Source organism: Pseudoalteromonas sp. 20-MNA-CIBAN-0454, from assembly GCF_040308685.1.
In the GTDB taxonomy this organism is placed as follows: domain Bacteria; phylum Pseudomonadota; class Gammaproteobacteria; order Enterobacterales; family Alteromonadaceae; genus Pseudoalteromonas; species Pseudoalteromonas nigrifaciens.
Genome location: NZ_JBEOOB010000018.1, coordinates 48,681 through 60,436, shown reverse-complemented (window position 1 = coordinate 60,436; position 11,756 = coordinate 48,681). Strand labels below are relative to the sequence as shown.

Below are 11,756 nucleotides of genomic sequence, written 5' to 3'. Positions count from 1 at the left end.
GTTACTTACTCCATCATTTTTTCAATAGGCATAACTAAAATTGAGTTAGCACCTAAGGCTTTTAGCTGCTCCATGGTTTCCCAAAATAAAGTTTCGCTGCTTACCATGTGCAGTGCTACATAATCATCACTACCGGCAAGGGCAAGTAGGGTAGGTTGACCAGAGCCAGGCAAAATTTCGCAAATTTCTTCAAGCTTATTTTTTGGCGCGTGTAGCATAATGTATTTGCTTTCTTTAGCTTGTCTAACACCACGTAGGCGCGGCATAAGCTTATTAATAAGTGCTAATTTATCGGTATCTTGTAGGTCTTTATTTTGAATTAAACAAGCGTTTGATTCTAAAATAGTATCGCCTTGCATTAATCCATTCGCTTCAAGCGTTGCGCCAGTAGAAACCAAATCACAAATTGCATCAGCAAGGCCTGCACGTGGCGCTACTTCAACCGAGCCGGTAAGCATAACCGTGCTGGCGTTAATGCCTTCGCGTTTTAAGTACTGTTTTAAAATTTCAGGGTAGGTGGTAGCAATGCGCTTGCCTTCAAACCAGCTCTTGTCTTGCTTACCAAGCTCTTGTGGCCACGCTAGTGCTAGGCGGCAGTAACCAAAGTCTAGTTTAGACAGTTTAGTTACTTCGCTTGGGATGCCTTGGCGTAAACGCTCAGCTTGCACTTCTACTAGTACGTTTTCACCCACTATACCTAAATCACATACGCCTTCCATTACTAAGCCTGGAATGTCGTCATCGCGCACACGTAATACATCAATTGGCATATTAGTTGAGTGTGCAATTAAGCGTTGTTCACGAAGGTTAAGTTTGATACCTAGCTGTTTAAGTAGCTCTTGGCAATCTTTTGAAAGGCGGCCGCCCTTTTGGATGGCGATACGTAGACGATTACTGTTGTTCATTATTCATTTTCCTTTAATTTAAAAACTAAAAACCCCGAGGCGGAACCTCAGGGCGAAAATGAATCAATTTGTATGACTCGCCAGAGGTTCCTTTTAGGAATAACCTCTCAGCGAAAGACCTGACAGGTTATTCCGATGAATGGTGGTGATGTACTGATGTCAGGTTTAAGCGCATTTTATTGTCCTATTTAACAAACGTTTATATAGTTAACGTGTGTTGTTATGTATCTCGATTTGTGCGTATTATAAAAACATAAAGCAGCATAATATGGCAAGCCTTTTTTTGCATAATTAAAGAATATGTTATAACCGCCGATATAAACTAGGATTAATGTATATTAACTTAAGCTTTAAAAGCTCATACCATAAATTGATTTTGGTATTGAAGGAGGATGTATGGATATTATGATCCCCTACTTAGGGCCAATTACGCGTTTAGCGCTCGAGCCTAAAGGGGCTTTTTATATTGCGGGCGTAAAACAAGGTGCGAGTACTGACAAAGTCGCATTAGACGAACGTAAAAAACGTGAGTTAGAAAAAAAACAAAAGCTTTCACTTATCAACGAAAACACCGATAACTCGGGTATTAAAAAAGATGAAGACGGTACGCCGCACCTAGATACATGGGCATAAGTTGTTAAGCTGCGTTATTAAGCGCAGCTACAAAACAGATCAAATACGCCCCAAAGTAGGCGCTATTTGATCATGTATATAACCAGTTAACCGCAGCAAAGTAATAGCTTAATTAGCCGTTTTTTTAGTTTGCTCTGCAGATGCAATACTGCTGTGAATAAGTGGTGAAATAGTTAAACCTTGAATAATAATTGAAAAAATCACCACTACATAGGTCACAATTACAATTAGGTTATGTAAATCAGAGCCGCCAATAAAAACTTCTTCACGGGGTATGGCCGCTGCCATGGCTAATGCTAAGCCACCTCTTAATCCGCCCCAGGTTAATATTTTAACGCTATGCTTGTCGTAACTTCTAAATTGTTTAAACAATACAAAAGGGACACCTACACTAATAAAACGGGCTATAAGCACAGCAGGTATCATCAGCAAGCCTACGCCAATTTCACTTAGCGTAATGGGCATGGTCACTATGAGCATGCCAATAATTAAAAACAGTAGCGCATTTAAAAAGCTGTCAGTGGCATGCCAAAAGTCTTTTACATAACGGGTATCATCGGGCCCGGTGCGTTCAGTGGCTTTAGAGCGAGTAATATTACCTAACAAAATACCGCTGGTTACCATAGCAAGCGCGCCCGATATTTCCCATAAATTAGCCGCTGCAAATCCTGCGCTTGGGATAGTAAGGGTGATCAGTAAGCGAATATTTACGTCGCGACTATTAATAATTAAAAAGTGGCCAACCAGTGCAATAGCCAAGCCAAACGCTATACCACCAAGGGCATCAACAAAAAACAGCTCGGCTATATCTTTAAAGTTTGCATCGGTACCATAAAAGGCTACTGAAAAAATAGTGGTAAATATAACTAAACCAATCCCATCGTTAAAAAGCGATTCGCCCTCAACTTGTACCGAAATACCCTCAGGTGCACGCATTTGCTTAATGATAGCCAGTACTGCAATTGGGTCGGTGGGGCTAATTAATGCACCAAATAATAAACAGTATATAAAAGGCACTGGCCAGCCAAAGGCAGCAAATAAGTAAAAACTTAAATAGCCAACTATAAAAGTAGAAACCAAGGTAGAAAACAAGACTAAAACGGTTATTTCCCAGCGTTGTTTTTTAAGAGCTTGCAGGTTAATTTCCAGTGCGCCGGCAAACAACAAAAAGCCTAGCATGCCTTTAAGAAGTAACTCATTAAAGTTAATACTCGAGACAATTTGGGTCATAGCTAACGCGTTTTGATCGCCCAAAAGCTTAACGGCAATGATCAACAATAATGAAATGACAACCGAGCCTGTGGTAATGGCAATAGTGGTTTGCATTTTAAGAATATATTGATTTGCAAATGCAATAAAAATAGCAAGTGCAGAAAGAAAGCAAATGAGGTACCAAGCATTCATCGATTAACCTTAATTAATTATAAGCGACACACAAAAAGCGAGTTTCAAGGCTGCTATGGTACTCCTGTCATATTATAGTGTCACAATATTTATAGGCGAATTAGGCGTTTAATTTAACTTTACTATCGCAACTGGTTAATAGTAAATGAGCCATTGTTAATAGTGTTGTCATAACTTTAAAGCTAAGTTAGTAATAACGTGTCTTGGTAATTTAGGATGAATAATTAAAATGAAGATTTTATTTTATAAATAGCGTCATAAAAGTAAAACTACTTTGTAATTACTTGCCCTTGGTGGTTAGCTTACGTAAAATCGCGCTATTATTTATTGTAAAGTGATTGGTATTATCAAACAGCTGTTTAGTGCAACCGGGCCTTTGGCGTTATCTTTAGATGGGTATACACCACGACAGCCACAAATAGATATGGCCGTTGCCGTTGCTGATGCGTTAAAAAACAGCTCACAACTAGTAGTTGAAGCCGGTACGGGCACAGGAAAAACCTTTGCCTACTTAGCCCCCGCGCTTAAATCAAAAGGTAAAACCATCATATCTACGGGCTCTAAAGCCCTGCAAGAGCAGTTATATCATCGCGACTTACCTCAACTCGTAAAAGCGTTAAGTGCTTCTAAAAAAACGGCATTATTAAAAGGCCGAGCAAACTACTTATGTACTTATCGACTTAATCAGCATGTGGCTCATGTACCTACCGACGATTCTGATGTAATGCACCAATTAGCTATGGTGGCTAAGTTTGCCAGCGAAACACAGTCAGGCGACTTAGCCGACTGTATTGGTATAGAAGACGATGCAAAAGTATTACCTTATGTAAACTCCACCGCAGACAACTGTTTAGGCAAAGAATGCCCCGACTTTCAAGCTTGTTATATAAGAAAAGCACGCTTAAATGCGGCTGATGCCGATATAGTGGTAATTAACCATCATTTATTTTTTGCTGATATGGCGGTAAAAGACAGTGGTTTTGCAGAGCTGATGCCCACAGCAGATGCTTATATATTTGACGAAGCACACCAATTAAGCGAAATTGCTAGTGATTACTTTGGCGAAAGCGTTAGCACTAAAAAGCTGGTGGATTTAATAAACGATTTACGCGCCATTTATCGAGCCGAAATCCCTGACATGCTGCAGCTAGGTAAAAGCTTAAATAAACTCGAAACCAGTGTTGCCGATTTACGCCTGCAGTTTGGTGTTGATGGCAGCCGTGGTGATTGGCGCGCCAAGCTCAGCGATAAGCAAATTTGCGCCGCGTTGCATCGGGTTATTAGCGACCTAGACTTTGTTTATCAGGTATTAAAACTTTGCTTAGACAGAAGCGATAAAATAGAGCACCCGTTTGAACGTGCACTGGCATTTAAAGGCCAGTTGGAGCGGGTATTCGATACCACACAAACAGGTTTTAGTTATTGGTATGAAACCACCCGCCGTTATTTAACTATTAATATAACGCCATTAAATGTATCAGTTAAATTTGCTAAAATGATGGCCGATACAGGCGCAGGGTTTGTATTTACCTCGGCTACATTGTCCGTCGATAATCAGCTTAGCCACTTTAACGCCAGCCTTGGACTAACACCCAAACAAAGCATGATGGTAGATAGCCCGTTTGATTATCCAAACCAAGCACTGCTGTGTTTGCCGCGTTACTTACCTGAGTCGCACGCAGACAATATGCCCCACGCAATTGTAAAATTAACGCTGGAACTGATTAAGTCGGCTAAAGGACGCTGTTTTGTGCTTTTTACAAGTTACCGTATGATGCATTTAGTAGCCGAAGGGCTTACTACGCAAATAGACTACCCAGTTTATATGCAAGGACAAATGTCGAAACGTATTATTTTAGAAAAGTTTACCCGTCATGGTAACGCAGTGCTATTAGGGACGGCTTCATTTTGGGAAGGGGTTGATGTACGCGGCAGTACACTAAGCTGTGTTATTATTGATAAGCTTCCATTTGCCGCACCAGATGACCCTTTACTACAAGCTAAAATGCAAGACTGCCAAATGCAAGGAAAAGACCCCTTTGCACATATACAATTACCACAAGCAGTTATTGCGCTTAAGCAAGGAGTAGGGCGGTTAATACGCGACAGTAAAGACAAAGGCGTACTTGTAATATGCGATAATCGCTTAGTTACACGCCAGTACGGGCAAGTATTTTTAAAGAGCTTACCGCCAATGCGCCGCACGCGAAGCTTAGAAGATGCCAATAAATTTTTACAACAAATTAATTAGAGTAATAAAATGATCAAAAGTAATATTCTTGCCCTTGATGCGTCTACCGAAGCGCTATCAATTGTTTTACATTTTAAGGGGCAAACATTTCATCATTTTGAAGAATGCCCGCAGCAGCATAGTCAAAAAATACTGCCATTAATAGATCAGCTATTAACCAGCGCAAACTGTAAATTAAAAGACTTAGACGTAATTGGCTTTGGTCAAGGTCCAGGTAGTTTTACGGGAGTACGTATTAGTGTAGCTATTGCACAAGGCTTAGCATATTCAACTAAATTGCCACTTGTAGGGGTATCTACATTAGCTATTATGGCGCAACAAGCGTTTGAGCAACACGGCCATGAAAGTGTTTATCCCAGTATTGACGCCCGCATGGGAGAGATTTACTTTGCGCATTACCAAGCACAAAACGGCTTAATGCAATTAGTTAATCAAGAATGCGTAATTAAACCTGAGTTGTTAAATCAAGATTATATAGCCAATAGTGCACCACAATCGGTTGCTGTAGGTACAGGGTTTAAAACATACCCTGATGCGTTGAATGATTTTAATAACGTAGCTATAAATAGCGAGATCACACTGCCTGATGCACGCTACATGCTAGCATTTGTAGAAGCAGGCTTTTTAGCAGGTAACGTTGTAAAAGCAAGCGATGCACAGCCTAAATATGTACGCGATACTGTTACTTGGAAAAAGCTTCCAGGTCGAGAGTGAAAATTAAATAACGAGTATTTGCAAATTGGTTGTTTTTAAATCATAATTTTAAATAGATTAAGATTGGAGACGCGTAATGACGCTGCCTATTGGTTCAGGTTTTTTTACCGGAGATATTCCGGGTAGAGTTAGCTCTGCTAAAGTAGTTACTAATAAACCACAAGGTTTGTTAGAGCATACTGCTGCGCCAAAAACGAATACCGATTATGTTAAAAACAGTCGTGAAGGCGTAGAGTTAGCCAATCAGTTTTTTAAAGCGAACGACGCAAATACACAATATAATCAAACTATTTACGACCAACCCTCAGCACAAGTAAGCAAGGCTATTTCCACTTATACCGAATTTGCAAATTTAGAACGACGTGCTGAAGTGCAAGATTTAATTGGTGTAGACATTTACGCTTAAATTACTCAAATATAAAATTTAAAAATAAAAAGCCCGAACATATTAGATGATCGGGCTTTTTATTTGTTATATGTGCATTGTTTCTAATACGTTATTTTTCTATAAATGCAATTAGCTTATCGGCAATGTCAGTATTGTTTTGTGAGCCCGTAAATTGCTCGCTACCTTTACCATAGGCAAATACTTGTACATCAACTGCTGTGTGGCCACCAGTTGTCCAGCCAGTAAAGCTGGCATCGTTAATAATACTTTTAATGGCTAAATTTAAAGGCTTTTTACCCATTTTTTTAGCTTGCTCAAGTTTAATTTGGTGCTCAGCACTAAACTCAATATTAGTATTAGCCGACCAAACTGTTTTTAAATCACTGGTATCCATTAATAGCGAGGTTAATTTACCAGCCGAGGCTTTAACGCCTTTAACTATTTCGGTATCCCACTTGTATTGTCCGTGGGCACCAAGTGTTAAACCACCTGTTGAGTGATCTGCGGTAACAATTAAAATCGTGTCTTGGTTTTTATCAACGTATGCTTTTGCTTTTTCGACCGATTTAGCAAAATCGTCCATTTCTGCCATAGCACAGGCTATATCGTTAGCATGGCCACACCAATCAATTTGGCTGCCTTCAATCATCACAAAAAAACCTTCTTTGTTTTGGCCATCTAATAAATCAAGTGTTTTAGTGGTTAATCGTGCAAGGCGATTGGGGTGCTCATCAATTGCGTATGGAAGGCCTTTTTCGGCGTATAAACCAATGGCAGGGAGCTGCGTAATTTGGCCTAGGTTATTAATGTCGTCGGAGTATTGATAACCAGCGGCTTTAAATTCTTCAATTAAGTTACGGTCCTCACGAATAAAATATTTAGTCCCTCCACCTAGCATTAAATCAACGGGTAGCTTGCCCGCAATTTTATTGTCAATGTAATCATTAGCAATTTCATCGTAGTTACCGCGAGATTCATTATGAGCTGCAAAGCTTGCCGGTGTGGCGTGGTTAATTTGCAAAGTAGCGACAAGTGCCGTGGTCATACCGCGCTCTTTTGCAATTTCTAACATCGTTTTAACGGGCTTTTTATTGGTATCTACGCCAATAGCACCGTTATAGCTTTTATGGCCGCTGCTTAACGCTGTAGCGCTTGCTGCGCTGTCGGTAACATAAGTATGATCGTCTGGGTAGGTGTGTGCCATGCCAGTTAAAATAGTATCGAATACAGTGCTTTCAATTGCTTTTGTGTTCGAATCGTCTTTAAAGTAGCGATAAGCAGTTGTATAAGCTGGGCCCATACCATCGCCAATCATATAAATAATATTTTTTGGTGCCGAATCTGCATAAGCACCTGTTGCGCTGCATAAAAGCGCCAATAAACTGAGCTGTTTTTTCATATTTGTACCTTTTAAATGTACTTAATTTAATAGCTTGGAGTTATTGTATACAGTTAATATGATAAATAAATTAATATCGATGAACGACTAAAGCAAAGTGTTAAAGTTATATTGCGCTTAAGCTTTATTAAATCAGGTTCACATAAACTAATTTACTTGCTTAGTTATAATTACTCCTTTGTTTTAAATTAGTTGGTAGCAAATACCTATCATTAAAGGTTACATTGTCTATAACTACTGAAGGATAGATTTAAAAACACCTCCTAGATTCAAATTGTAAGTGCATAACTTGTTTTGGCTAGATTAAGTGGTCAGTTGCTCATAAGCTAACTGCTTTTTCTCAGGCAAGAGATTTTACAATGAGACATTACAAACAACTGACCTATGTGCAAAGATGCCAGATCGCCGTTCTAAAGAAAAGCGGTTTTACGCAACAAAGTATTGCTGAGCTAACTAATTTATCGCAATCTACGATTTCAAGAGAGCTTTCTAGAAATACAGGTAAGCGAGGTTACAGACACAAGCAAGCTCATGAGCGGGCTTTGTTTCGCCGAAGAAGTGTAAGAAAACCGCTTAAGATGACACCTGAAATGATAGCTTTAATTACCCAGAAGCTTAATGAGAAGTGGAGTCCTGAACAAATAACGGGATGGTTACGCAAAGAAAGTGAGCGGTCTGTCAGTCATGAATGCATTTATCTGTATATCTGGGAAGATAAAAAAGCAGGTGGTGAGCTATACCTACATCTGCGCCGACACGGTAAGAAATATCACAAGCGCAGTCATGGTAAAACAAACCGAGGGCAAATAAAAAATCGCGTTAGCATTGAAAAGCGCCCACAAATAGTTGATGAGAAAGGCCGTATCGGAGATTGGGAAATAGATACCGTCATAGGCAAAGGTCATCGAGGCGCCCTTGTTACCATTGTAGAGCGGGTTACCCAATTCACTGTATCAACTCAGGTAGCAGGAAAAACAGCACAAGCCGTCACTGCGGCGACGATAGAACTATTAAGGCCATATAGGTCAGCGCTTCATACCATCACGGCTGACAATGGAAAAGAGTTCGCTTATCACGAGCAAATCACAGAGGCTTTAAGTATTCCTGTTTATTTTGCTCACCCTTATCACTCATGGGAGCGCGGATTGAATGAAAACACGAATGGATTACTACGTCAGTATTGGCCGAAGAGCACAGATTTTAAGGCGGTAACACCAGCGCAAGTTATACCAGTACTTGAGCAACTTAATAATCGTCCGAGGAAGACACTTGGATTTGAAACGCCTGCAAAATTGATGCAGGATCACTTGGCGGCTAAAGCCGCCTAAACGTTATGCACTTCAGATTTGAATCCGCGCCTTTTAAAACACGTTAGAGCTAACAGTTATAAATAATCATTAATAAAATTAATAGGGGTGTGCTGTGGAACCATTTAATATTCAAATCAATAATTTAAATATTCATGGTTTAAAAACGGGAAGTGGAGATGAAGTTGTAATTGCGCTACATGGCTGGCTTGATAATAGTGCAAGTTATATCCCTATGTTAGCAAATGCCAAAGTGCAGCAAACGTGGTATTGCCTTGATTTTGCCGGACACGGATTGTCGTCGTGGCGTAGCGACGACGCACACTATTATTTTGTAGATTATATTGATGATATATATCAGTTTATAAATACTCTAGGGGTAAAAAAAATACATTTAGTAGGGCACTCTATGGGAGCTATGGTGGCGGGTGTGTTTGCAAGCTGCTTTAGTGACTATGTAACGTCTGTAACATTTATAGAAGGAATAGGGTGCGTAACAACCCCAAGTGAAGAAGTAACGCAACAACTTAAAAGTGCTATTTTAAACCGAGACAGGCTAAAAAATAAAAAGCCAAGAGTGTATCAATCGAAAGAGCAAATACACCAAGCACGTGCGCAAACAACAGACTTAAGTAGCCAGCTTATTGAGGTATTAATGGCGCGCAATATTAAAACAATTAAAAATGGATTTGCATTAACAACCGACCCAAAGCTTAAAAATCATTCAGGTTTTAGGTTTGATGAGGCGCAATGTATTGGTGCAATAAAAAATTTAATTGCGCCATGTCAGTTAATACTAGGGGATACAGGCTACACTTTTGTAAAACAAAATTTAGAAAACTATGCTAAATATTACAATAGCTTAAATGTAATAACTGTAGAGGGCGGGCATCACTGTCATATGCAAAGCAGTGCGCACTGTTTTGAACAGATTCAAGCATTTATGGTGCAAAGTAGCGTGTGTTAATTGTATATTAGCGTTAAATGTGGGATTATTCTTCATTAGAGTATTTGCTCAATTGTCAAAGTGCCTTACTTAGATTAAGGTTAATAAAAATATAACTATAAACAGGGGCTAAGAGTGGAAAAAATTTGGCTTAAGCGCTACCCAGAAGGTATGCCTGAAACTATCGATCCTGAGCACTATGCCTCATTACTCGAAGTGTTTGAAAAAAGTTTTACCGACTACAAAGATTTACCCGCATTTACAAATATGGGTAAAACCTTGTCTTATGATGAAATTGATACTGCAACTAAAAAAGTTGCGTCTTATATTCAAAATGATTTAGGCCTTAAAAAATGTGACAAAGTGGCAGTTATGATGCCTAATTTGTTACAAACGCCCATTGCTATTTTAGGTATTTTACGTGCAGGCTGTGTTGTTGTTAATGTAAACCCACTCTACACAGTGCGTGAACTTGAGCACCAACTTAAAGATTCTGATACTTCAGCAATTTTTATATTGGCTAACTTTGCCGATACACTCGAAAAAGCGCTACCGCATACCGATGTTAAACATATTGTTGTTACCCAAGTAGGTGACATGATGGGTGGCATTAAAAAGCATGTTGTAAACTTTGTTGTTAAGTACATTAAAAAGATGGTGCCAAGCTACACTTTGCCAAATACCATAGATTTTTGCGATTTACTTAAAGCCGACGAAAATGCCTATGTACGTCCAGAGGTTAACTTAAGTGATTTAGCTTTTTTACAATATACCGGTGGAACAACGGGTGTATCTAAAGGCGCAATGTTAAGCCACGGTAATATGGTAGGTAATCTTGAGCAAGTTTCAGGATGTTTAGACCCAGTGCTTGAGCGCGGTAAAGAAGTGGTAATAACTGCGTTACCGCTTTACCATATTTTTGCATTAACGGCTAACTGCTTAACATTTATGAAGTACGGCGGATTAAATGTACTTATAACTAACCCACGCGACATGCCTGGTTTTATTAAAGAATTAAGTAAAGCTAAATTTACTGCTATTACGGGTGTAAATACTTTATTTAATGGTTTGTTAAACACGCCAGGATTTGCTGAACTTGATTTTAGTCACTTAAAAATGTCATTAGGCGGCGGTATGGCTGTACAACGCCCAGTTGCTGAAAAATGGCAAACAGTTACAAAATCTAAATTAATGGAAGGGTATGGTTTAACCGAGTGTTCTCCTTTAGTTACCGTTAGTCCTTATGACTTAACTGCATATAATGGCTCAATTGGTTTACCGGCTCCAAGTACCGAAATCAAATTAATTCTTGATAATGGCCAAGAAGCAGCAAAAGGTGAACCAGGAGAGCTTTGGGTTAAAGGCCCGCAAGTTATGCTTGGTTACTACAAACGCCCAGATGCAACCGCTGAGAGCTTACAAGATGGCTGGTTTGCTACCGGTGACATAGCAACTTATGACGACGAAGGTTTCTTTTATATAGTCGATCGTAAAAAAGATATGATTATTGTCTCGGGCTTTAATGTATTCCCTAACGAAATTGAAGAAGTTGTTGCCATGCACGACGGAGTGCTTGAAGTAGCAGCTATTGGTATCCCTCACGATACGAGTGGTGAACAAGTTAAAGTTTTTGTTGTAAAAAAAGACCCTTCTTTAACTGAAAAAGATATAATAAAACACTGTCGTGATAATTTAACTAATTATAAGGTGCCTAAGCTTGTTGAGTTTAGGGATGAGTTACCTAAAACTAACGTAGGTAAAATACTCAGAAGAGCCTTGAAAGATTAGCAACTATTAAAAAAGCCGACA

General features: G+C 39.3%; 10 protein-coding genes. 7 read left to right on the top strand and 3 right to left on the bottom strand.

All coding sequences use genetic code 11. From position 1 onward, the window contains the following. Window positions 1-5: 5 nt before the first annotated feature. Entirely contained in the window at window positions 6-905 is a 900-nt protein-coding gene (gene hisG / locus AAEZ22_RS10525) for an ATP phosphoribosyltransferase (RefSeq protein ID WP_011330118.1), read from the bottom strand. Window positions 906-1,301: 396 nt separating this feature from the next. Between hisG and AAEZ22_RS10520 the strand changes: the two genes are divergently transcribed. Further along, window positions 1,302-1,538 (top strand): hypothetical protein, encoded by a 237-nt coding sequence (locus AAEZ22_RS10520; protein WP_011330119.1) that lies wholly within the window; start codon window positions 1,302-1,304, stop codon window positions 1,536-1,538. A gap of 108 nt (window positions 1,539-1,646) precedes the next feature. Here AAEZ22_RS10520 and AAEZ22_RS10515 read toward each other — a convergent pair whose 3' ends face one another. Then, complete coding sequence (locus AAEZ22_RS10515) at window positions 1,647-2,942, bottom strand: cation:proton antiporter (RefSeq protein ID WP_197183010.1); 1,296 nt, start codon at window positions 2,940-2,942, stop codon at window positions 1,647-1,649. Window positions 2,943-3,276: 334 nt separating this feature from the next. Here AAEZ22_RS10515 and yoaA point away from each other — a divergent pair, with 334 nt between their 5' ends. The 3 genes from yoaA (at window position 3,277) to AAEZ22_RS10500 (ending at window position 6,313) form a co-directional block, all read left to right on the top strand. Further along, window positions 3,277-5,193 carry a DNA repair helicase YoaA gene (yoaA, locus tag AAEZ22_RS10510; RefSeq protein ID WP_058375083.1) on the top strand — a complete coding sequence of 639 codons (1,917 nt, stop codon included), beginning with the start codon at window positions 3,277-3,279 and terminating at the stop codon, window positions 5,191-5,193. A 9-nt stretch (window positions 5,194-5,202) separates the two neighbouring features. Continuing rightward, on the top strand, window positions 5,203-5,907 hold the full coding sequence (tsaB, locus tag AAEZ22_RS10505; protein ID WP_197183009.1) for a tRNA (adenosine(37)-N6)-threonylcarbamoyltransferase complex dimerization subunit type 1 TsaB: 705 nt from the start codon (window positions 5,203-5,205) through the stop codon (window positions 5,905-5,907). Window positions 5,908-5,983: 76 nt separating this feature from the next. Beyond that, window positions 5,984-6,313: a hypothetical protein gene (locus tag AAEZ22_RS10500; RefSeq protein ID WP_197183008.1), complete on the top strand. Its 330-nt coding sequence runs from the start codon at window positions 5,984-5,986 to the stop codon at window positions 6,311-6,313. 91 nt (window positions 6,314-6,404) lie between these two features. Here the strand turns inward: AAEZ22_RS10500 and AAEZ22_RS10495 are convergent, their stop codons facing one another. Continuing rightward, on the bottom strand, window positions 6,405-7,694 hold the full coding sequence (locus AAEZ22_RS10495) for an alkaline phosphatase (RefSeq protein WP_197183007.1): 1,290 nt from the start codon (window positions 7,692-7,694) through the stop codon (window positions 6,405-6,407). Between the two features lie 359 nt (window positions 7,695-8,053). Here AAEZ22_RS10495 and AAEZ22_RS10490 point away from each other — a divergent pair, with 359 nt between their 5' ends. The 3 genes from AAEZ22_RS10490 (at window position 8,054) to fadD (ending at window position 11,735) form a co-directional block, all read left to right on the top strand. Further along, window positions 8,054-9,022, top strand: coding sequence for an IS30 family transposase (locus tag AAEZ22_RS10490; protein WP_197183112.1), 969 nt, complete (start codon window positions 8,054-8,056; stop codon window positions 9,020-9,022). A 94-nt stretch (window positions 9,023-9,116) separates the two neighbouring features. Continuing rightward, on the top strand, window positions 9,117-9,968 hold the full coding sequence (locus AAEZ22_RS10485) for an alpha/beta hydrolase (protein ID WP_011330125.1): 852 nt from the start codon (window positions 9,117-9,119) through the stop codon (window positions 9,966-9,968). A gap of 114 nt (window positions 9,969-10,082) precedes the next feature. Continuing rightward, a complete protein-coding gene (gene fadD / locus AAEZ22_RS10480; protein ID WP_089369289.1) occupies window positions 10,083-11,735 on the top strand; it encodes a long-chain-fatty-acid--CoA ligase FadD in 1,653 nt (550 codons plus the stop codon). The last annotated feature ends 21 nt before the right edge of the window (window positions 11,736-11,756 follow it).

Coding starts and splice junctions, on each gene's coding strand:
- AAEZ22_RS10495 (WP_197183007.1), bottom strand. CDS start 7,694: ATGAAAAAACAGCTCAGTTTATTGGCGCTTTTATGCAGCGCAACAGGT.
- tsaB (WP_197183009.1), top strand. CDS start 5,203: ATGATCAAAAGTAATATTCTTGCCCTTGATGCGTCTACCGAAGCGCTA.
- AAEZ22_RS10490 (WP_197183112.1), top strand. CDS start 8,054: ATGAGACATTACAAACAACTGACCTATGTGCAAAGATGCCAGATCGCC.
- AAEZ22_RS10500 (WP_197183008.1), top strand. CDS start 5,984: ATGACGCTGCCTATTGGTTCAGGTTTTTTTACCGGAGATATTCCGGGT.
- AAEZ22_RS10520 (WP_011330119.1), top strand. CDS start 1,302: ATGGATATTATGATCCCCTACTTAGGGCCAATTACGCGTTTAGCGCTC.
- hisG (WP_011330118.1), bottom strand. CDS start 905: ATGAACAACAGTAATCGTCTACGTATCGCCATCCAAAAGGGCGGCCGC.
- AAEZ22_RS10515 (WP_197183010.1), bottom strand. CDS start 2,942: ATGAATGCTTGGTACCTCATTTGCTTTCTTTCTGCACTTGCTATTTTT.